Annotated in this window: 21 protein-coding genes; 14 read left to right on the forward strand and 7 right to left on the reverse strand. The window is 59.8% G+C overall.

Features of this window, described 5'->3' with window-relative positions:
* The first annotated feature begins 3 nt into the window (after window positions 1-3).
* From SynA1560_RS05350 to cbbX, 9 genes are all read left to right on the forward strand, one after another.
* Window positions 4-1,770, forward strand: coding sequence for a carboxysome shell carbonic anhydrase (locus tag SynA1560_RS05350; RefSeq protein WP_186470602.1), 1,767 nt, complete (start codon window positions 4-6; stop codon window positions 1,768-1,770).
* A 2-nt stretch (window positions 1,771-1,772) separates the two neighbouring features.
* On the forward strand, window positions 1,773-2,093 hold the full coding sequence (locus SynA1560_RS05355; RefSeq protein WP_186470603.1) for a carboxysome peptide A: 321 nt from the start codon (window positions 1,773-1,775) through the stop codon (window positions 2,091-2,093).
* Window positions 2,093-2,344 carry a carboxysome peptide B gene (locus SynA1560_RS05360; RefSeq protein WP_186470604.1) on the forward strand — a complete coding sequence of 84 codons (252 nt, stop codon included), beginning with the start codon at window positions 2,093-2,095 and terminating at the stop codon, window positions 2,342-2,344. Before SynA1560_RS05355 ends, SynA1560_RS05360 begins: the two co-directional genes overlap by 1 nt.
* 46 nt (window positions 2,345-2,390) lie before the next feature.
* The gene (locus tag SynA1560_RS13900; protein ID WP_186501345.1) at window positions 2,391-3,005 is read left to right on the forward strand and encodes a BMC domain-containing protein; all 615 of its coding nucleotides are present in this window, start codon (window positions 2,391-2,393) and stop codon (window positions 3,003-3,005) included.
* A gap of 80 nt (window positions 3,006-3,085) precedes the next feature.
* Window positions 3,086-4,930, forward strand: coding sequence for an NAD(P)H-quinone oxidoreductase subunit F (locus SynA1560_RS05370; protein ID WP_186501346.1), 1,845 nt, complete (start codon window positions 3,086-3,088; stop codon window positions 4,928-4,930).
* Window positions 4,931-4,934: 4 nt separating this feature from the next.
* Window positions 4,935-6,440, forward strand: a complete 1,506-nt coding sequence (locus tag SynA1560_RS05375; protein ID WP_186501585.1) for an NADH-quinone oxidoreductase subunit M — start codon at window positions 4,935-4,937, stop codon at window positions 6,438-6,440.
* Window positions 6,437-7,582 (forward strand): CO2 hydration protein, encoded by a 1,146-nt coding sequence (locus SynA1560_RS05380; RefSeq protein ID WP_186470607.1) that lies wholly within the window; start codon window positions 6,437-6,439, stop codon window positions 7,580-7,582. Before SynA1560_RS05375 ends, SynA1560_RS05380 begins: the two co-directional genes overlap by 4 nt.
* 341 nt (window positions 7,583-7,923) lie before the next feature.
* Window positions 7,924-8,175 (forward strand): 4a-hydroxytetrahydrobiopterin dehydratase, encoded by a 252-nt coding sequence (locus tag SynA1560_RS05385; protein ID WP_186470608.1) that lies wholly within the window; start codon window positions 7,924-7,926, stop codon window positions 8,173-8,175.
* Window positions 8,159-9,067, forward strand: coding sequence for a CbbX protein (cbbX, locus tag SynA1560_RS05390; protein ID WP_186470609.1), 909 nt, complete (start codon window positions 8,159-8,161; stop codon window positions 9,065-9,067). Before SynA1560_RS05385 ends, cbbX begins: the two co-directional genes overlap by 17 nt.
* A 21-nt stretch (window positions 9,068-9,088) precedes the next feature.
* On the opposite strand, the gene SynA1560_RS05395 is transcribed toward cbbX, so the two are convergent.
* Window positions 9,089-9,316 carry a DUF3136 domain-containing protein gene (locus SynA1560_RS05395; RefSeq protein ID WP_186470610.1) on the reverse strand — a complete coding sequence of 76 codons (228 nt, stop codon included), beginning with the start codon at window positions 9,314-9,316 and terminating at the stop codon, window positions 9,089-9,091.
* Window positions 9,317-9,406: 90 nt separating this feature from the next.
* Window positions 9,407-9,805 (reverse strand): RidA family protein, encoded by a 399-nt coding sequence (locus SynA1560_RS05400; protein ID WP_186470611.1) that lies wholly within the window; start codon window positions 9,803-9,805, stop codon window positions 9,407-9,409.
* 43 nt (window positions 9,806-9,848) lie between these two features.
* Between SynA1560_RS05400 and SynA1560_RS05405 the strand changes: the two genes are divergently transcribed.
* Complete coding sequence (locus tag SynA1560_RS05405; RefSeq protein ID WP_255477077.1) at window positions 9,849-10,943, forward strand: ABC transporter ATP-binding protein; 1,095 nt, start codon at window positions 9,849-9,851, stop codon at window positions 10,941-10,943.
* On the opposite strand, the gene gloB is transcribed toward SynA1560_RS05405, so the two are convergent.
* Window positions 10,944-11,708: a hydroxyacylglutathione hydrolase gene (gene gloB / locus SynA1560_RS05410; RefSeq protein WP_186501347.1), complete on the reverse strand. Its 765-nt coding sequence runs from the start codon at window positions 11,706-11,708 to the stop codon at window positions 10,944-10,946. It lies immediately after the preceding gene.
* Window positions 11,709-11,737: 29 nt separating this feature from the next.
* On the opposite strand from gloB, the gene hisG reads away from it, so the two are divergent.
* Together hisG and SynA1560_RS05420 are read left to right on the forward strand one after the other, a co-directional pair.
* Entirely contained in the window at window positions 11,738-12,391 is a 654-nt protein-coding gene (gene hisG, locus SynA1560_RS05415) for an ATP phosphoribosyltransferase (protein ID WP_186471040.1), read from the forward strand.
* Window positions 12,391-14,220 carry an ABC transporter ATP-binding protein gene (locus SynA1560_RS05420; RefSeq protein ID WP_186501348.1) on the forward strand — a complete coding sequence of 610 codons (1,830 nt, stop codon included), beginning with the start codon at window positions 12,391-12,393 and terminating at the stop codon, window positions 14,218-14,220. Before hisG ends, SynA1560_RS05420 begins: the two co-directional genes overlap by 1 nt.
* On the opposite strand, the gene SynA1560_RS05425 is transcribed toward SynA1560_RS05420, so the two are convergent.
* Entirely contained in the window at window positions 14,193-14,948 is a 756-nt protein-coding gene (locus tag SynA1560_RS05425) for an alpha/beta fold hydrolase (RefSeq protein ID WP_186501349.1), read from the reverse strand. The genes SynA1560_RS05420 and SynA1560_RS05425 overlap by 28 nt on opposite strands.
* A gap of 79 nt (window positions 14,949-15,027) precedes the next feature.
* Between SynA1560_RS05425 and SynA1560_RS05430 the strand changes: the two genes are divergently transcribed.
* Entirely contained in the window at window positions 15,028-15,531 is a 504-nt protein-coding gene (locus SynA1560_RS05430) for a GNAT family N-acetyltransferase (protein ID WP_370523187.1), read from the forward strand.
* Here the strand turns inward: SynA1560_RS05430 and SynA1560_RS05435 are convergent.
* Genes SynA1560_RS05435 through SynA1560_RS05445 form a run of 3 tightly spaced genes read right to left on the reverse strand, consistent with a single transcriptional unit; the run spans window position 15,501 to window position 18,026 of the window.
* Entirely contained in the window at window positions 15,501-16,202 is a 702-nt protein-coding gene (locus tag SynA1560_RS05435) for a TIGR04283 family arsenosugar biosynthesis glycosyltransferase (protein ID WP_370523188.1), read from the reverse strand. The two genes, SynA1560_RS05430 and SynA1560_RS05435, sit on opposite strands and share 31 nt — an antisense overlap.
* 23 nt (window positions 16,203-16,225) lie before the next feature.
* The gene (locus SynA1560_RS05440) at window positions 16,226-16,852 is read right to left on the reverse strand and encodes a TIGR04282 family arsenosugar biosynthesis glycosyltransferase (protein WP_186470616.1); all 627 of its coding nucleotides are present in this window, start codon (window positions 16,850-16,852) and stop codon (window positions 16,226-16,228) included.
* 19 nt (window positions 16,853-16,871) lie between these two features.
* Entirely contained in the window at window positions 16,872-18,026 is a 1,155-nt protein-coding gene (locus SynA1560_RS05445) for a trypsin-like peptidase domain-containing protein (RefSeq protein ID WP_186501350.1), read from the reverse strand.
* A 53-nt stretch (window positions 18,027-18,079) separates the two neighbouring features.
* Between SynA1560_RS05445 and dnaA the strand changes: the two genes are divergently transcribed.
* Window positions 18,080-19,513 (forward strand): chromosomal replication initiator protein DnaA, encoded by a 1,434-nt coding sequence (gene dnaA, locus SynA1560_RS05450; protein WP_255477078.1) that lies wholly within the window; start codon window positions 18,080-18,082, stop codon window positions 19,511-19,513.
* Window positions 19,514-19,536 lie beyond the last annotated feature (23 nt).

Below are 19,536 nucleotides of genomic sequence, written 5' to 3' on the forward strand. Positions count from 1 at the left end.
CGCATGGTTCGCTCCAAGCCTTCCCGTGGCGGGCGAGCTCTTGCCCCCACAGCCCCAACGAGGCGTCAGCTTCAATCCATGGTGACGCCAGCCGCGGACCCCGATCAGGGATCTGCGGGGGAGTCCTTGACTTCCTCGAGTGAATCCACCACGCGTCTGTCCGCTCTGCAACGCAGGCAGGCTCTGACGGTCTCGGGCAAAGCTGCACGGCTTTCCAGTGGATCCGCGTCAGCTGGTCGTTTGCGCTCCAAGGCCGACCAACGTCGTCCAGTTGTGCATCAGCAACCTGGCTGGGTCAGACGTGGTGAGACCAAATCGCGTCCAGCGGTCAATCTCAGCCGAACGACTTTGCCCTGGTCGCAAGATCTTCACCCTCTGACGGACCAACAATCCAATCAGAGGCTTCAGGCCTATGAACTTGAGGTCAAAGGTCGTTTCGATCGCATCGTTCCGCTGCTGAAGCAGGTCTCTGCTCTTCAGCATGAGCCAGATTTTCTGACCCAGGCTCAGCGGCTTGCGCGGGCTGAGCTTGGTTTTGATCTGCCGGATCACATCCTTGAACTGTCCTGGGTTCGCCCCCTCGACATGCGAGCACTCTTCGCATGGTGCGTGTTTCAGTCGCATCAGCTCTTCAGTGAGCGTTTTTTCCAGGATGATCCTCTACAAGGGGCTTCAGGCAGCGCTGCGTCCAATGCCTTCAATGCGTTCCTATTGGAGTGTGGCTTTCATCTTCTGGATGTGACCCCCTGCGCCGATGGTCGCCTCGCCCACACCATTGTTTACGCCCTGCGCATTCCTTTCAGTGCGGTTCGGCGCCGGTCCCATGCCGGTGCGATGTTCGACATCGAGAACACCGTCAACCGCTGGGTCAAGACCGAACATCGTCGGTATCGCGAGCAGCATCCCAATGAAGCTCACGCGCCGACCCGTTATCTGAAGGTGGTCACTTACCACTTCAGCTCATTGGATCCCACCCACCAGGGTTGCGCTGCCCATGGCAGTGATGATGCTCTGGCCGCATCTTCAGGATTGCGTCGTCTTCACGATTTCCGCGAAGCCGTTGAGAACAGCTTCTGCTGTGGTGCTTCCGTCGATTTGCTGCTGATCGGACTCGACACGGACACCGACGCCATCCGCGTGCATGTTCCTGATGCAGAGGGTGAGATTCGCCTGGATCAATGGCTGTGCGCTTCAGCTCTCTATGAGAGCACCGCACCACTTACACGCCAACAGGCTCTCGAGGCGGTTGAAGCGGCCGTGAGAACGCATGCCTCGTCATCCCCAGATGACGGGATGGTGGCATTCATCACCCGCATGCTGATCAACAACATCTCCCAACAGGATTACGTGCGCTCCCTCCATCGCGGGCCCTACCCCGACGCTGGCCATGCCGAGCGTTTCATTGGTGTGGGCATTGGCTTCAAGGAGGTGCATCTGCGCAATCTCACGTATTTCGCTCACCTCGATACGGTCGAGCAGGGTGCTCCTGATTTGGATGTGGGCGTGAAGATCTTTAAGGGTCTGAATGTCTCCAGGGATCTGCCAATTCCCGTGGTGGTTCGCTTCGACTATTCCGGTCGTGTTCCTGGTGCCCGGGAGCGAGCCATTGCTGATTGCCAACGCATCCAGCAAGCCATCAACGAGCGCTACGCATCGCTGGTGAAGGACGGTCTGCTTCACACCCTTCTCACCATCCGCGACCGCGACCAGCCCCTACCGGCGGTGGCGGTAGGTTCCACACTCGATCCCGTCCAGCAGGAGGCTCACTGACCATGCTGATCGTCAAGGTCCTGAAGCCGCTCGTTTCTACGAACCGGATTCCCGATTTCGAACACAAGCATCTGCAGGTGGTGCAAGACGGCAGTGCCAAAAAGGTGGCTGTCGATGCCGTGGGCGCCAAACCCGGTGACTGGGTCATCTGTGTGAGCAGCTCCGCGGCCCGCGAGGCGGCTGGCAGTAAGTCATATCCCAGTGATCTGACCATTGTCGGCATCATTGACCATTGGGAACCCGATCCACCGAAACCCTCTCCCTCAGTGGCACCGTCGCCGGCCAAGTCCACCACGGAGCCCAAACAAGGAGATCCCTCCTAATGGAGATCATGCAGGTGATGGGAACGCTGGTCTGCACTTATCGGGTGGCCGGACTCGATCACATGCACCTGCGCATTCTCCAAAACAACAAAGGCAAAAAGCTTGTGGCTGTGGATCCCGTCGGTGCCCGTGAGGGCAACTGGGTGTTCACCGCTAGCGGTTCAGCCGCACGTCATGCCTGTCCCGATAACACCGTGCTCACTGATCTCACGATCGGCGGGATCATCGATCATTGGATGCCGGATGGATAACTGATCACCTCCAGCTTCACCGTTCCATCCCATTTTTTCCCTGTTCATGGCCACTCCTGCTCCCCGTCGTCGCTCGTCTGCTTCCTCTTCGGCATCCGCTCGAGCGTCTCAGGCAGCCAAGACATCGCCGTCCAGCTCTGCCGCCAAGCCTGCTGCGAGCAAGGCAGATGCAGCGGCGTCTTCGGCCACCGTCGATGTGACGCCTGTGGCCAGCAGCAAATCCACGACAACGACCCGTCGCAGCACCACGGCACGAGCCAGTGCCTCCCGTGCGTCGACCACCCGCAGCACCACGCGTAGCGCGTCTGGTGCGTCGGGATCGGGCGGTGCTTCCAAAGCTGTCGCCTCAGCTCCCCAGCCGTCAGTGCAGGGCATTGCCCTGGGCATGATCGAGACCCGCGGCATGGTCCCCGCCATCGAAGCCGCTGACGCGATGACAAAGGCGGCGGAAGTTCAGCTGATTAGCCGTGAGTATGTGGGCGGTGGTTACGTCACGGTGATGGTGCGTGGTGAAACCGGTGCTGTGAACGCTGCAGTGCGGGCTGGTGCCGATGCCTGTGAACGTGTCGGCGACGGTCTCGTGGCCGCCCATATCATTGCGCGCCCTCACCAAGAGGTTGAACCCGCCCTCGTCGCTACCAATGTGCGACGACGCAGCTGATCGACACACTCTTAGGGGACCTTTTCAGATTAGATTCCCCGGCCAATACGCCCTACAACGACCCCTTCGGTCTCGTTGCTTTGACTTCAGCACTTTCGCTGCCCCTTCAGACCGCCTGGCTGATCCCTTTGTATGGATTTGCTGGGATGCTCGTGTCCCTCCCCTGGGCATTCGGCTGGTTTCGGCGTGACGCCCATCGTCCTCCGGCCTATCTCAATATCCTGCTCACCCTGATCGCCGTCATCCACGGCAGTCTGGTGCTGAGGGATGTGATGGCGACGGGCCCTGCTGTGATTGGCATGCCCTGGCTCACGGTGGGTGATCTCAATCTTGAGATCAGCTTCAGCCTCTCCCTGACCAACGTGTCAGCACTCGAGCTGATCACCGGGCTCAGCCTGCTTTCCCAGCTGTATTCCCTCGGCTACATGGACAAGGAATGGGCTTTGGCTCGTTTCTTTGCGTTGCTGGGTTTCTTTGAGGGAGCCATGTCGGGTGTGGTGTTGAGCGACTCGCTGTTCCAGAGCTACTTCCTGCTGGAAATGCTGACTCTGTCCACCTATCTATTGGTGGGTTTCTGGTACGCCCAGCCTCTGGTAGTCACCGCCGCTCGGGATGCATTCCTCACCAAGCGCGTCGGTGATGTGATGTTGCTGATGAGTGTGGTGGCACTCACGGCCTGGTCAGGTGTGACCGGTTTTCAGGATCTCTATGCCTGGTCTGCGCGCGACACACTCACGCCTCTCGCGGCCACACTGCTTGGCCTTGGCTTGATCGCTGGCCCCACCGGCAAGTGTGCTCAGTTCCCCATGCATCTCTGGCTTGATGAGGCCATGGAGGGTCCCAATCCGGCGTCGATTCTGCGCAACTCAGTGGTGGTGACCTGCGGCGCGATCGTGCTGCTGAAGGTGATGCCTCTGCTGCAACATGCTCCCGTCACGCTTGTGGTGCTCCAAGTGATTGGCGTGATCAGCGCGATCGGTGGTTCCCTTGTGTCGATTGCCCAGGTTGATATCAAGCGCACCCTCTCGTATTCCACAACGGCTTATCTCGGCTTGGTGTTCATCGCGATCTCTCTGCAGGTGCCCGTTCTTGCTCTGCTGTTGCTGTACGCCCACGCTGTCTCCAAAGCCCTGCTCTCCATGAGTGTGGGGGGTGTGATTGCCTCCACTAACTGCCAGGACATCACAGAACTTGGTGGCCTTGGCGGTCGGATGCCGGCCACAACCGGTTCCTTCCTCGTGGGAGGCGCCGGTCTGGTGGGCCTGCTGCCGCTTGGAGGCTTTCTCTGCTTTGCTCAGGCCGTGGAACTGGTGGGAGCCAGGGCAACAATCTTTGTTCCCGTTTTTCTGATCACCAACGCACTGACGGCTCTAAATCTCACCCGGGTGTTCCGCCAGGTGTTCCTCGGCCCCTCGCTGGCGAAGACCCGACGTGCTGCAGAGGTCAACTGGCAGATGGCCTTGCCCATGGTCGCGCTCACCGTGATCGTGCTGCTGACGCCTCTGCTTCTCATCCGGCTGGAATCCCTGGATGGTCTGCTCGCATTCCCTGCCTCCGCAGCTGCTCTCGTAGTCGCTAGCGGTACCTCTGGGCTGCTGGTTGGCGCCCTCATTCCCCTCAACAAGGCCTGGTCGCGCTCCCTGAACCCGATCCTCCGCTGGTTCCAGGATCTGCTGTCCAACGACTTCTACACGGAGCGTTTTTACCGGGTCACGATCGTGAATGTCGTCGCAACGTTTTCCCGACTGGCTGGATGGTTTGATCGCAATGCCGTTGACGGGGTGCTGCACGGGCTTGCCCGCTTCTCCCTTTCCAGTTCAGAGGGTCTGAAACTGAGCATCAGTGGTCAGTCTCAGTCGTATGTGCTCACCGTGGTCGCCGCCATTGTGCTGCTGCTCACGTCCCTGAGCTGGGTGCTGCAGTGAGGTCATCATGCTGACGATTCTTCTTCTCATCCCTTTCCTTGGAGCACTGCTGATCAGTGTTCTCCCCTCCGAAGGTAGCTCCGAGCGCGTCCGCACTTTGAGTGTGATCACGCTGGTGGCTCAATGCGTGCTGAGCTTCGCATTGCTGCTTCCTTTCAGTGCCGTCGAGCCAGGCATGCAGATGCTGGAGACACTGCCGTGGTTGCCCCAGGTCGGTCTTGAATTCAGCCTCGCTCTTGATGGGCTGTCGCTTCCCCTAGTGCTCATGAATGGGGTGCTCTGTCTGGTAGCCACCGTCGCTTCCCGCTCGATCAGCAATCGCCCCCGTCTTTATTTCGCTTTGCTGCTAGTGATCAGCGGAGCCGTGAATGGAGCCTTCCTTGCCCAGAACCTGCTGCTCTTTTTCCTTTTCTACGAACTGGAGCTAATTCCCCTCTGGTTGCTGATCGCCATCTGGGGTGGTGCGAACCGTGCCTATGCGTCCACCAAATTTCTGATCGTCACCGCCGTGTCCGGTGTGCTGATTCTGGGAGCCTTCCTGGGCATTGCTCTGGTAACCGGAACGGTTGATTTCGGCATCCGGCCGATTCTGAATGCCCAGATGGGGATGACGAGCCAGTTGGTGCTGATGGGGGCTCTCCTCATCGGCTTCGGCATCAAAATTCCACTTTTCCCCTTCCACACTTGGCTTCCGGATGCGCACACCGAAGCCAGTACGCCTGTGTCGGTGCTTCTCGCCGGCGTTCTGCTCAAGCTGGGCACCTATGGACTGCTGCGTTTCTGTTTGGGGCTCTTCCCTGAGGCCTGGTCCGTCGCTGCCCCGTGGTTGGCAGGCTGGGCGGCGGTTTCTGTGCTGTATGGCTCGCTTGCCGCCATCGCCCAGACCGACATGAAACGCATGGTGGCCTACAGCTCCGTGGGCCACATGGGATACGTGCTTCTGGCTGCGGCTGCGGCCACACCCCTTGGACTGATGGGTGCGTTGTTCCAGATGGTGAGTCACGGCCTCATTTCGGCCGTTCTTTTCCTTGCGGTTGGTGTGGTTTACGAGCGCACAGGAACCCGCGATCTCAATGTGCTGAGGGGTCTTCTCAATCCTCAGCGCGGTCTGCCATTGACAGGAACACTGATGATCATCGGTGTGATGGCCAGTGCGGGCATTCCCGGCATGGCCGGCTTCATTTCTGAGTTTCTGGTGTTCAAGGGCAGTTTCGAACTCTTCCCAGTGGCCACGCTTCTGTCCATGGTGGGATCAGGATTGACAGCCGTTTACTTCCTGCTGCTCGTGAACAGGGCCTTCTTCGGACGACTCGCGGTTGCACCGGGTGCGAATCCCAATCCATCCATTCTCACGCAGGTGTCCCTAGGGCAGCAGATCCCCGCGCTCACCATGTCCTTGTTGATCCTGATCTTGGGCGTTGCACCCAATCTTCTGGTGGGTCTGAGCCAGACGGCCACCACTCAGCTCAGTGAACTCGCCACACTGCTTCAACCCGGAGGGCTCACATGACGACCACCGAACGACCCCAGGCTATCGACGTCAGCCTTCCTGATCAGGAGGAGTTGATCCGACGTTTGCTGTCTGACAGCCCTTTGCTGGCCGATACATCTGACCACCTGCTCCAGGTGGTGAACGTGCTGGAGAGTTATGGCGTTGTTCTCGATGCCTACAGCAGAAATCTTGTTTATCAGGGCAAAACCCAGCTGCTGAACCCTTTCCCGGTGATGCGCTTCTTCCATGAAGGGTTTTCCTTCGGGCGTCTCTGGGAGCACCTCAAGGGTGATCGCATCAATTTCGAGTACGCCGAGTACTGCCAGAAGGCCATGTTCTGGCATGGCACCGGTGGTATGGATGCCTATTTCGATTCAGAGTCTTTTCAGGACGCCTGTCGTCGGGTGATTGCGCTTCGTTCCCGCAGGGACCCATTGCTGCGCCTCGTCAACACGGTTTATCCAGGTTTTGCACCTGAGGCGATCCGGTCGATGACCACCATTTATGCCCTCGGGCTGTTCTGGCGGGTGATGAGTGACATCTTCATCGATCTGGCGCGCCGCTACCGCATCGGCGAAGTCGCCTGTGTGCTGGATGTGGTGCATCACATCCGGGATGGCCTCGTGAAGGCAGCCGGGAGCCCGATTGAGTACGCAGTGGAGGTTGGCGGTGAGTCCGTCTGGCTGCTTCCTCCTGAAGCAGGTCTCACCTTCCTGGTGGATGTGGCTGTGCCCTACGTGGAGGCCGTGTTCTTCCGCGGCATGCCCTTCCTGGGAACGGTGTCGTACAACGCCCAGGCTCGTCAGATCGCAGCTGATCAGAGTCAGTTCAAGTACGGAGCGCTGTACGCCGATCCCGTGCCAAGCATGGGTGCTGGCATCCCGCCGAGCCTTTGCATGTCGGATATGTTCAGGAATCTGCCCGAGGAACTCAGCCGTTGGTACGACACTCACGGTCGCAGCCAGGCGGATGCGCATGTGCAGATCTGCGTCAGTTTCCAGAAGTCGATGTTCTGCGTTACAAATGCAGCAATCGCAGGCACGATGCCTCATCCCCTCACCACTGAAGATCCAGAACAGCAGGCCGCCAACCACGCCTACGCCTCGAGCTGGTCAGAACGATTGATGGGATGTCAGCGCGTGGCTTTGTTGCCAGGCTGAACGCGAAGCGCGAGGCATTCGGAGTTGGTTCTCCGAGCGTTCTGAATCAACGCTGATGTGGCTTCAAATGGTCGGTGTCACAACTACCGAGTTTGTTTGAGTTTCCTTAGGAAGGGTTGAAGGTGGCTTGTCTCCCTTATGACAACAAATCCCAGCGAATTGGATGCATTGGATCCTTTCCGTGGAGAACCACCCGGGCTTTTCGTGTCCTCTCACATGATCATTAACGGGTCTGTTGCGCATTGGCGATTGCAGATTCCTGCCGTGAGATTCATCCCTTCAAGTTGATGAATGCTGATCCTGTGCTCATCTAAAGTTTCTGAATGAATTGAGATCAAGACGTGGATCAGTGGCATGAACGCAAACGTCCTGTCTGTCTCGAGCGGCGCTACGAATTCGAGACCTATGACGCCACCCGGGATTTCTTGGACAAGCTTGGTGATCACAGCGAAACCACCCAGCGCTTCCCGGACATCAGCTTCGGCCGCACCTACGTGAATATCACCATCAGGCCTGATGATGATGCCACTGACGCTTCGTTAAGTGAGGCAGATCGAGCATTGGCTTCCGAGATCGATGCACTCCTTGGTTGATCTGGACGCGGCGTATGCCACTTCTGGTGTTGGGGACGTCCTCGCTCAGCTCGATCGTGAATTGATCGGTTTAAAGCCAGTGAAAACGCGCATTCGTGAGATTGCTGCTCTGCTGCTGGTGGACCAGGCCCGTCAACAGCTGGATCTCTCCAGCACGGCCCCGAGCCTACACATGTCATTCACTGGACATCCTGGAACTGGCAAAACCACTGTCGCCCAGAAGATGTCGCAGATTTTGCATCGCCTCGGTTACCTCCGTAAGGGGCATGTGGTGACTGCCACACGGGATGACCTTGTGGGGCAGTACGTGGGCCATACCGCTCCGAAGACCAAGGACATGCTCAAGCGAGCGCAAGGGGGTGTGTTGTTCATTGATGAGGCGTATTACCTCTATAAGCCTTCGAATGAACGGGATTATGGGGCAGAGGCAATCGAGATTCTTCTCCAGGAAATGGAGCGAAGCCGTCAAGATCTTGTGGTGATCTTTGCTGGTTATAAAGATCGAATGATGGATTTTTATCGGTCAAATCCAGGTCTTTCATCACGTGTGGCCCACCACATTGATTTTCCTGATTACAGCGAAGTCGAGCTGATGGCGATTGCTCAGTTATTGCTTAAGCAGCAGGACTATCAGTTCAGCGATGAAGCCATGTTGGCCTTCCAGGGTTATATCAGTCGGCGTAAGACATTGCCCTTTTTCGCTAATGCCCGTTCGATTCGGAATGCGATTGAGCGTCTCCGGCTTCGTCACGCCAACCGTCTATTTTCCACGAGAACACAACTGCTTGACCGTGACGCTCTGAGCACCATCGAGGCCTCGGATGTTCGATCGAGTCGTGTGTTTCAAGGGGTTGTGGAGGGTGCGGATCCCGCTGAGCCCCTCACCACTTGACCGGCGTGGTGCCGTTGATTCCTATTTGTCGCTGGGCTGCTCCAGATCCCGACGGATCAAAGCCATGAGATAAGAAGGTGCCTTGTAACGACCGGGAAGGCAACGGTTCAGCGTTTCCAGGTGTCCCCAGCACACGGTCTTTTCGATCTCTTTGACCGCACGTCCCTCCTTAAGGAGTCGTCGTAATGCCTTGCAATACAACGGGTAACCGGCTTCCAGTTCACCGATGGTCAGCTTCGCCTGGGGCATGGAAGTCGGTCAGCACATACCTCAACTTATGCAACCGTGAGGTCGCCAATGCTCCGGGGGTTACAAATCCACTCCAGAGCATCAATGTCTTCAGCCGAGCCAGGCGATGCAGTCGATCTCAACCTTGGATCCTTTCGGCAGGGCGGCCACCTGAACGCAGGCGCGAGCTGGACTGATACCTTCGCCAAACATCTCGGCGTAAATCGCATTCACGGCCTGGAAGTCGGCGAGGTCCACCAGGTAAACCGTGGTCCTCACAACTTTGGATGCATCGGTGCCGGCCGCACTCAGTACGGCCTTGAGATTGCGAAGCACTTGTCGGGTTTCGGCTTCCACATCGCCATGACCAACCATTTCTCCACTGGCTGGGTCCAGGGGAATCTGACCCGAGCAATACAGCCAGCCACCCGCCTGTACGGCCTGGTTGTAAGGCCCCACCGGAGCCGGGGCATCCGTGGTGGTGACGGCCTGATGGACGATGGTGGTCATGTGGTGGGCTCACAATGAGGTTGCATTTTCGCTTTCCGTGTTGATGGAGGCCTGTCCAGTCGAAATCGAGGGCCTCTGGCACAGCTACAGCGCCTCTGGCGCTGACTGGACGCTGCAAGGGATCGATCTCCGCCTGCAACGCGGCGAACTCGTGGGATTACTGGGACCCTCCGGTTGCGGAAAGACCACCCTGCTACGACTGATTGCCGGGTTTGAGCAGCCCAGCCGAGGTTCTGTCCGTCTGCATGGGCAGGTCGTGGCCAATCCCCAACGGTCGCTGGCGCCAGAACGGCGTGGTGTGGGCATGGTGTTTCAGGACTATGCGTTGTTCCCGCACCTCAACGCCTGGCAGAACACCTGTTTTGGGTTGCTGCCCGGTCAGGACACCTCACGGGCGTCGTGGTTGCTGGAGCTTCTGGGACTGAAGCAGTTCAAATCGCGGTATCCCCATGAGCTCTCCGGCGGGCAGCGTCAGCGGCTTGCTCTGGCCAGGGCGCTTGCGCCATCGCCTTCAGTGGTCCTTCTGGACGAGCCCTTCTCCAATCTCGATGTGGAGGTGCGTCTGCGCTTGCGCAGTGAACTGCCGGCCGTGCTCAGTGCTTGCGGGGCAAGTGGTGTGCTGGTGACCCATGACCCCGAGGAGGCCATGGCGATTTGCAGCCGTGTGGCGGTGTTGCGGGATGGGCACCTTCACCAGTGCGCCAGCCCACGCGAGTTGTTCGATTCGCCTGCCACACCCTTTGTGGGAAGTTTTGTGCTGCAGCGCAATGTGTTGCCCGTCTGGGTGGATGCCGCAGAGGGTTGCCTCCGTTGCCCCTTGGGAGATCTGGAAAGGCCCCGGGATCTCGATGGGGCTTCACTTCCCGAGGAGGCCACGGTGCTTGTGGCTCCTGAATCGATCTCGCTGCAGGAAGACTCCAGCGGGGAAGCCTGCGTGATGGGCAGAGAGTTCCTGGGTCACAGCTGGCTTTACCGGGTGCAGACCGGCGACCGACAACTGCGTCTTCTCCGCCCACTTGTGGAGGATTACGCGCGTGGTCAACAGTGCCGTTTGCAGCTGAAACCTGGGTCCTCGGTTCTGCTTCATCCCCAGCGCTTGGCCCTGATGACTCGCGCCAGCTCAACAGTGGAGGGGTGATCAGCCGCGCCAGCTGTCCTTGTGGGATCGCAGCTCAGCCAGTTCTTCTGCAGAACCAGCCTGAAGGAACAGGTTGGTGTCGCGTTCCCTGTCCATCGTGCTGGGCAGCGTCAGTTCACCTCGGCTGCGCTGATCTGTGACCGCTGCAAGCCGTTTGGCAATGGCCTCGTTGCCAGGCCTGAGGGCGTGAGCCCAGCGCAGGTTCCCCTCCGTGTATTCGTGGGCGCAGTGCACCCGGGTGCTCCCTGGAAGCCTGTCGAGACGACCCAGAGCCAAATGCATGTCCTCGGCTGATCCTTCGAACAGCCGTCCGCAACCACCCGCGAACAGCGTGTCCCCGCAGAACAGCGCCGGCGTTGGATCTGAAGGCGAAGCCCCCTCGGTGAGCACGAAGGCCAGGTGGGCACGGGTGTGGGCCTTCACGTCGATCACCTGCACGGGTTGCCCCAGCAGATTCAGCAGCATCCCCGCCTTCACGGACGTGGTCTGAAAGGGAATCCTCTCCAGGTCAGCCGCAGCGGCGACCACGCTCGCTTGAGGCCAGTGCTCGAGTAGCTCCGGCGTGCCGCCGATGTGATCAGCGTGATGGTGGGTCTGAAGAATGGCCTCCAAAGACAGGTCGCGATGGCGAAGCCAATTGATCACGGGTTTTGCGATGGCAGGGTCGACGACCACGGCCTTCCGGTTTTGGACCCAGATCCAGATCACGTTGTCTTGGAGGACCGGCAGAGGGAAGATCCCGTCGCTCTGAACGGATTGGCCCATCGTTAAAGTTTCGAACGATGCAGGCATCCATGATCACCGTTGCACTGGCCAAGGGAGCGCTGCTATGCGACTCCGTGGACCGTTTCAAAGCAGCGGGGCTGGATTTTTCAGCGGTGCTGGACCCTGATAACCGTCAGTTGATGGTTCCATCCGTTTGCGGTCGAGCCAGGGCTCTGTTGGTTCGCAACGGTGACGTGCCGGTCTATGTCGCTTACGGCCAGGCGCAGCTCGGCGTGGTCGGTTACGACGTGCTGCGGGAGCATCAGATGCCTGTCGCTCACTTAGCCGATCTCGGGTTTGGCGGTTGCCGCATGTCCGTGGCTGTGAAATCCAGCAGCGGTTATCAGCGCGTAACGGATCTGCCCCCTCATTGCCGCGTGGCCAGCAAGTTCACCCGTTGTGCCAGGCAGTATTTCGACTCCATTGATCTCCCTGTTGAGCTGGTGCACCTGTCGGGCTCGGTTGAGTTAGGTCCGATCACCGGCATCGCCGAAGCGATTGTGGATCTGGTGGCTACCGGTCGCACCCTCAAAGACAATGGTCTCGTCGCGATTGAGGATCTCTTCCACACCACTGCGCGGTTGGTGGGGCATCCCCTGTCTTTGCGCCTCGATCAGGGAGAGCTTCAGCAGATCATCACGGCCATGGATGCGCCAAGGTCCACTCCGGTGGGCGCAGCCTGATGGCCGGTTCGGATCTCAAACGCATCCGCCGTCTGGGTCGCTATCTCGGGCAGGACCGTCGTCGATTGCTGCTGACCCTGACGCTGTTGGTCCCCCAGGCTTTTTCCGTTGCTGTCCAGCCGCTGCTCATCGGTCAGGCCATCTCGATTCTTCGCACCGGGACCGGTGCCACCAACGAAGCCGTGCTGCCGCTCCTCCAGCCGCTCGACAGCACGCTGGCCTTGAGACTGATCGTCGCTGCAATGCTGATCGCAGTGCTGCTGCGTTTCGCCCTTCAGAGGGTTCAGCTCTCCAACAATCAGTACCTGGGTCAGCGACTCACGGCCAGGATCCGCCGGGACCTGTTCTCCCACGCGATGGATCTTTCGCTCAGGTATCACGACCGCATGCCTGTTGGAAAGCTGCTGACGCGTCTCACCAGCGATGTGGATGCTTTGGCTGAGGTCTTCGCCAGCGGAGCTGTTGGTGTGCTCACCGACCTGGTCACGCTCACGGTGATCGCCGTCACCATGATTCTGGTCGAGTGGCGGTTGGGATTGCTGCTTCTGGTGTCACAGGTGCCTGTGACCCTGGTGATCCTCTGGTTACAACGGCGGTATCGCAAGGCCAATTACCGGGTCCGCGAGGAGTTGTCTCAGCTCAATGCTGACTTTCAGGAAAACCTGCAGGGTTTGGATGTCGTCCAGATGTTCCGGCGTGAGGTTTTCAATGGTGAGCGCTTCAACCGAACGGGTCGTGCTTATCGGGAAGCGGTCACTGGAACGATCCTGTTCGACAGCAGCATTTCTGCCTTCCTGGAATGGGTGGCGCTCGGAGCCGTTGCTGTGGTGCTGGCTCTTGGGGGATGGATGGTGACGGCCGGCGCGATGGGTCTTGGAACACTCACCACCTTCATCCTTTATTCACAGCGTCTGTTTGACCCTCTGCGCCAGATGGCTGAGCGCTTCACACAGATTCAGGGCGGACTGACCGCTGTGGAGCGGATCGGAGAACTGCTGGAGGAACCACTGGAGATCCGTGATCTCTCTGGTGATGTCGCCTCGGACGCCCCCGATGGCATATCCAGGCCCTTGCAGGTGATGCCCTCAACCCGTGGTGAAGTGATTTTTGAAGGTGTGCATTTTGCCTATCGCCCTGATGAGCCAATCCTTCAGGACCTCAGCTTCCGCATCGCACCCGGAGAGCATGTGGCCTTGGTCGGCCCCACCGGTTCCGGCAAGACCACTGTCATTCGTTTGCTGTGTCGCCTGTATGAGCCCCAACAAGGACGAATCCTGCTGGATGGTCGTGACATTCGCACTCTGCCGCTTGCCGAGCTGCGCCGTCAGTTGGGTGTGGTTCTTCAGGACACCTTCTTGTTCAGTGGCACTGTTGCTGACAATCTCCGTTTGGACCGTGAGATCGATGATCGGCGGCTGCGTGAGATCTGCAGGGATCTGGGCTTAAGCGACCTGCTCGATCGCTTGCCTCAGGGGCTAGAGACGGAACTGCGGGAACGGGGTGGCAACCTCAGCTCCGGTGAGCGTCAGCTTCTGGCTGTGGCAAGGGTCGCGATCCGCAACCCCAATGTTCTGGTCATGGATGAGGCCACAGCCTTCATGGACCCGTCCACCGAAGCCACCCTGCAGCGGGATCTCGATCGGCTGCTCGAGCGGCGCACGGCTGTGGTGATTGCCCACCGCCTGGCCACGGTGGAAGCGGCTGATCGGATTCTGGTGCTGCGTCGTGGTCGCCTGATCGAGCAGGGCACCCATCGTCAGCTTCGTGCCCAGGGCGGTCTCTATGCCGAACTGGCCGAACTTCAGGAGCGGGGATTGGCGCGGCTCTGATCGGCCATCCATTCGAATAGCACTCTCCTGAGCTGGTCCGGTTGCTCTCGCATCACCAAGTGGCCGCAGGAGCTGATCTCCCGGTAATCGTGGTTTGGGCTGTAAGCCGCCAAATGCCGGACATAGCCGGGTTCCATGACCTGATCCTTGTCACCGCTGATCCAGAGATTGTTAACGCCAAGCTCGGCCACTAGACCAGGCAGTTCGCGTACCGCACCGCGGCAGGTGCTGTTCACGAGCAGGCCTCGGGCGGCCCGATGTTCCGCCTTGAATGGACCCAGAGAACCAATCGGCGCCGGCCATCGGCCCAAGCCATCAGGACGCAGCTGAAGGATCAGATTGCCAAGGCTGCGCAGTCGACGAAACGGTCTTGGTTGATAAATGCCACCTCCAGCTGCCAGCTGCACTACCCCGCAGAGATTCGACCGTTGTTGACGGCGCAATTCCGCTTCGGCATGCAGCACCACACTGCCGCCGAGGGAATGCCCCATCAGCACGAATGGACGTCCCTGCGCTCTGTGGATCGATGCTTCAGCCAGCCAGCGTCCATAGCTCGTCAGGTTCGGCAGCAAGCCAGAGGGCCTGGGTGCATCGCCGAATCCGGGCAGGTCCGGGCACCAAAGCTCAATCTCCGGATGCTGCCGAGCCCAGCCTGCGGCGAACGGTGCCCAGACATGCCTGCTGAGAAGCCAGCCGTGGACAGCGATCAACAGGTAGTCGGCAGTCATCGCGCTCGATCAGGCCATTCCACCTTGCCGCTCTTTTGACCTTCGGTGCGCCAGGATCGACCTGAAATTGCCCCGTCCGGTGACCGACCACTCCTCCCTGACTCCAGAGATCCTGCAGGCGATGTACGGCGATCAGGCGAAGCTGTGTGCGTCACCCAGCGACCAATTGACGTTGGTGTTCAGCCAGCACCGCCCCTTTGATCTGGTGGAGCTCGAGCAGCTGTTGGAGGCGGTGGGATGGAGTCGTCGCCCTGTGCGGCGCGTGCGCAAGGCCTTGGACCACAGCCTGCTGAGGGTTGGCCTGTGGAGGCATGATCTAAGGGTTCCCCGCTTGGTGGGCTTTGCCCGCTGCACCGGTGATGGTGTGCTGGAGGCCACGATCTGGGATGTGGCTGTTCATCCGCTGTATCAAGGCTCTGGACTCGGCAGCCAGCTGATGGACTACATCTTGGACGCCTTGCGCGTGCTTGGCACCGAGCGGGCCACGCTGTTCGCGGATCCTGGTGTCTTGCCGTTCTACAAGCGTCTGGGATGGGATTTGGAACCCGGTGGTCACCGCTGCGGCTTCTGGTACGCCAACTGATCAACGTAGTAGCGACGCGCCATTTGCTCTGCTGGCTCCCCTCGCTTCCAGCTCCGGCGCAGCATGGCGTTGCTCCAACTGCGCCGAAGCACACCATCCCCATCCCAGCGCCGCCCATCGGTGGTCAGCGGCAGGCCAATTCGGCGCAAGCGTGTGATGGCGCTCAAGCGCTCCACCAAATCGAGATCTTCCATGAGCGGCAGCTCCTTGAAACCACCGCAGCGTTCATACAGGCTGCGGTGAATCAGCAATCCCTGATCGCCGTAGGGGCGTTGTAGCCAGCGGCTGCGCAGGTGTACGAGCTGCTCCAGCAACCGACGTGCCCATGTGCTCGGCTCGATGCACAGATCGAAATACCAACCGGAGCCTTGAGCATCCTCTGACGGCAGCAGATGGATGACTGAGTCTTGCCAGTTGGGTGCTAGCCGACTGTCGGCATGGAGGAACAGCAGCCAATCCCCTCGGGCTTCGTCGGCCGCGAGCGCCAGCTGACGTCCCCGGCCAGGGGGATGCACGCTGACGACGCGCCCTCCGGCCAGCTCCGCGATCTGTGGGCTGGCATCGATGCTGCCACCATCACTAATCAGAATTTCGAGTGGGAACGAACTCTGCTGCAGGTCTGCCAGCAAGAGCGGCAATCGCGCTGCCTCATTGAGACAGAGCACGATCACGCTCAGTGGAGGCTGATTCCTCGTCATTGCAGCCAAGCTGTTAAGTCGTTCAGCTGGTCGATGTCATTGCGTGCAACGAGCTCTGCCGGCTCCACGCCGTGACGCCGAGCGCGTTCGCGGGTGACATGACACACCCGGTCGGTCCCCCATGGCATGGAGTGGAAGGGCCAGCGGGGTGCACCAGGGCCTGAGCCATCCAGGCCGAGCAGCCAGTAGCCCCCATCTTGAGACGGGCCCAGCACGACAGGTGCTTGTTTCAGCGCTTCGATGGCTTGCGCGAGATCCCGTTCTTCTAGATCGGGCAGATCCGTCCCGATCAGGATCACGGGTGAGCCGGGGTGCACAGTCTTGGCCCTGAGCACCTCCCTACGCATGCGATTTCCGAGGCCTCCGTGTCCTTGGCCGATCACCCTGGCCTGGGGCAACGATGCCAGCCAACGTTGGCGTGCTCGAGGGCCCGCTCCGCTGACAGCAACGTGGAGATGGAGCCGATGCTGCGCGGCCACGTTCTGCGCAACGGTCAGAGTGTGAGCAATCAGCCGTGACTGAATGCGTGCAGCTGGTGATGCGCCCAGGGTTTGCGCCAGCCGCCGTTTGCAGCGACCGCTGGCAGGCCAGCGGGTCATCACCACCAGCACCGGCTGGGTCATTGGATCGATTGAGCGCGCATTACTGCTGACGTGGAAGCTCTTCAGGTGTCACTGTGAGCTCCACCGTCTCGCCGTCTCGTTCGACCACGATCGGCATCGGTTGTCCGACGCGTCCGCGGTCGACCGCCAGCTGGACCTGGGAGGGGTCCTGAACCTCGGTGCCGTTGACAATGCGAATCAGATCGCAGGCTTTGATTCCTCCACGGGAGGCTGGGCTGTTGTTGACCACCTCGATCACGAGCGCACCGTTCAGTTCGGGGACCTGGCAGAAGTCGCTGGTGGCGTTGATCTCCTTGGCAAGCTGGGGAGTGAGACCCTGGAGGCGAACGCCGATGAAGGGGTGGGACGCCTGGCCTGTGCTGATGATCTGCTGGGCGATGCGTTTGGCCAGATTGATCGGGATCGCAAAGCTGAGGCCGGCTCCCGGCGCCTGACGGATTGCAGTGTTGATGCCAATCACCTGACCGGCATCATTGATCAATGGACCGCCGCTGTTGCCGGGATTCACGGCCGCATCGGTCTGAATGTAAGGAACACGTTGACCTTCTCCAACGGCATTGGTGCGGTCCACGGCGCTGATGATCCCCGCCGTCACGGTGTTGTTCAGGCCGAGTGGATTGCCGATGGCAATGGCCCACTCTCCGGGTTTGAGATCGCTGGAATTTCCGAGCGGAGCAACCGGCAGCTTGTCGGCCACCACGCGAACCACGGCCACATCGGTCAACGGATCACCACCTAGCACGTTTCCGCGGAAGCTACGGCCATCCGGGAGTGTCACGGAAACCTGATCGGCCCCTTCCACTACGTGAGCATTGGTGAAGATCAATCCGTCGGAGCGGGTGATGAACCCCGACCCTTGGCCGGCTTGTTGCTGGACTGGCGGACTTCCTCCAAACAGCTTGCCCAGCGGGTTGACCACACGCTTAATGGTGTCGATCCGAACCACAGCGGGGCCGACCCGATCCACGGCCTGAACGATCACGTTCTTGCCGGGTTGCAACGGTGCTGAACGCGGTCCATCACTGACTTCCGGCAGAGGGTCAGTGGACTGAGGCTTGTCCAGCCCGACCCGTTCGCGCCAGGAGGTTCCGCAGCCGCTCAGGCTTGTGCCGATGAGGCCGATTCCCAGAAGCAGTGGAATCCTCTGCAGAAAGCGCTGGGTGGCGGGAGCCATGGACGTCGGTGGCTTTAACAGGGTCTCATTAAAGACTGACCGATCGGCCAGAGGTGCGTAGATTCAGCCTCCTTGATTCAGTCGACGCAGTGCTGACGGGCAGTGAGCTTTGGAGTCATGTTCAGCAGACCCTTCAGAGCAACCTCAGCAAGCCGACCTTCGAAACCTGGATTCGACCGGCTCAATGCAGCGGATTCCGGGATGGAACGCTGACGCTTCTTGCTCCCAATAGCTTTGCCAGCAACTGGTTGCGCAAGAACTACGCCAGCACGATTGCTGAAGTGGCCGGTGAGATTGTTGGCCAGCCGGTGGAGGTGTCGGTTCAGGCCCGCGATGCGGATGAGCCGCAGACCGCGGCAGGTGCCGGCAATGCGTCCACTGCTGTGGTCTCAGATCCCACACCTGTGGCGGCACAACCTCCTGTGGCTGCTCCCAAGGCTTCGGCGCCGAGGCGGCTGCCTGGCCTCAACATGCGCTACGTGTTCAATCGTTTTGTGGTCGGGCCCAACAGCCGCATGGCGCATGCGGCCGCCCTTGCCGTCGCCGAAGCCCCTGGCCGCGAGTTCAATCCGCTGTTCATCTGCGGTGGTGTGGGTCTTGGCAAGACCCACCTGATGCAAGCCATCGGCCACTACCGCCTTGAGATCGACCCCGAGGCCAAGGTGTTTTACGTTTCCACCGAAACATTCACCAATGACCTGATCGTGGCCATCCGCAAGGACGGCATGCAGGCTTTTCGGGATCGCTACCGAGCCGCAGATCTGATCCTTGTGGATGACATCCAGTTCATCGAGGGTAAGGAATACACCCAGGAGGAGTTCTTTCACACCTTCAATGCCCTGCATGAGGCTGGTCGCCAAATCGTGATCGCCAGCGACCGTCCGCCCAGTCAGATTCCACGACTTCAGGAGCGCCTGATCTCGCGCTTCTCGATGGGATTGATCGCTGACATCCAGGCGCCTGATCTGGAGACCCGCATGGCGATCCTGCAGAAAAAAGCTGAGCAGGAACGGGTCTCGCTTCCCCGAGACCTGATTCAGTACATCTCCGGTCGCTTCACCTCCAACATCCGTGAACTCGAGGGTGCTCTGACCCGCGCGGTGGCCTTCTCCTCGATCACCGGCATGCCCATGACGGTCGAGTCGGTGGCACCGATGCTGGACCCCAGCGGTCAGGGTGTGGAAGTCACGCCTGAGCAGGTGATCGACAAGGTGTCCGAAGTGTTCGGGGTGTCGGCGGATGACATGCGGAGCAGCAGCCGTCGCCGTGCGGTCAGCCAGGCTCGTCAGGTGGGTATGTTTCTCATGCGTCAGGGCACTGGGCTGAGTTTGCCTCGCATCGGTGAAACCTTCGGAGGGAAGGATCACACCACCGTGATGTATGCCATCGACCAGGTGGAGAAAAAACTTGCCAGCGACCCCCAGGTGGCAAGTCAGGTTCAGCGTGTGCGTGACCTGCTCCAGATCGACTCCAGGCGCAAGCGCTAAGCAGGATCGGTTGCGTCTGCCTC

This window comes from Synechococcus sp. A15-60 (genome assembly GCF_014280095.1).
GTDB lineage: Bacteria > Cyanobacteriota > Cyanobacteriia > PCC-6307 > Cyanobiaceae > Synechococcus_C.

Excerpts from the sequence above, each read along its gene's own strand:
- hisG (WP_186471040.1), top strand. The coding sequence starts at position 11,738 with ATGATCACCGTTGCACTGGCCAAGGGAGCGCTGCTATGCGACTCCGTG.
- SynA1560_RS05405 (WP_255477077.1), top strand. The coding sequence starts at position 9,849 with ATGGAGGCCTGTCCAGTCGAAATCGAGGGCCTCTGGCACAGCTACAGC.
- cbbX (WP_186470609.1), top strand. The coding sequence starts at position 8,159 with ATGCACTCCTTGGTTGATCTGGACGCGGCGTATGCCACTTCTGGTGTT.
- SynA1560_RS05360 (WP_186470604.1), top strand. The coding sequence starts at position 2,093 with ATGGAGATCATGCAGGTGATGGGAACGCTGGTCTGCACTTATCGGGTG.
- SynA1560_RS05445 (WP_186501350.1), bottom strand. The coding sequence starts at position 18,026 with ATGGCTCCCGCCACCCAGCGCTTTCTGCAGAGGATTCCACTGCTTCTG.
- SynA1560_RS05440 (WP_186470616.1), bottom strand. The coding sequence starts at position 16,852 with ATGACCCAGCCGGTGCTGGTGGTGATGACCCGCTGGCCTGCCAGCGGT.
- gloB (WP_186501347.1), bottom strand. The coding sequence starts at position 11,708 with ATGGGCCAATCCGTTCAGAGCGACGGGATCTTCCCTCTGCCGGTCCTC.
- SynA1560_RS05400 (WP_186470611.1), bottom strand. The coding sequence starts at position 9,805 with ATGACCACCATCGTCCATCAGGCCGTCACCACCACGGATGCCCCGGCT.
- SynA1560_RS05380 (WP_186470607.1), top strand. The coding sequence starts at position 6,437 with ATGACGACCACCGAACGACCCCAGGCTATCGACGTCAGCCTTCCTGAT.
- SynA1560_RS05350 (WP_186470602.1), top strand. The coding sequence starts at position 4 with ATGGTTCGCTCCAAGCCTTCCCGTGGCGGGCGAGCTCTTGCCCCCACA.
- SynA1560_RS05355 (WP_186470603.1), top strand. The coding sequence starts at position 1,773 with ATGCTGATCGTCAAGGTCCTGAAGCCGCTCGTTTCTACGAACCGGATT.
- SynA1560_RS05395 (WP_186470610.1), bottom strand. The coding sequence starts at position 9,316 with ATGCCCCAGGCGAAGCTGACCATCGGTGAACTGGAAGCCGGTTACCCG.
- SynA1560_RS05420 (WP_186501348.1), top strand. The coding sequence starts at position 12,391 with ATGGCCGGTTCGGATCTCAAACGCATCCGCCGTCTGGGTCGCTATCTC.
- SynA1560_RS05425 (WP_186501349.1), bottom strand. The coding sequence starts at position 14,948 with ATGACTGCCGACTACCTGTTGATCGCTGTCCACGGCTGGCTTCTCAGC.
- SynA1560_RS13900 (WP_186501345.1), top strand. The coding sequence starts at position 2,391 with ATGGCCACTCCTGCTCCCCGTCGTCGCTCGTCTGCTTCCTCTTCGGCA.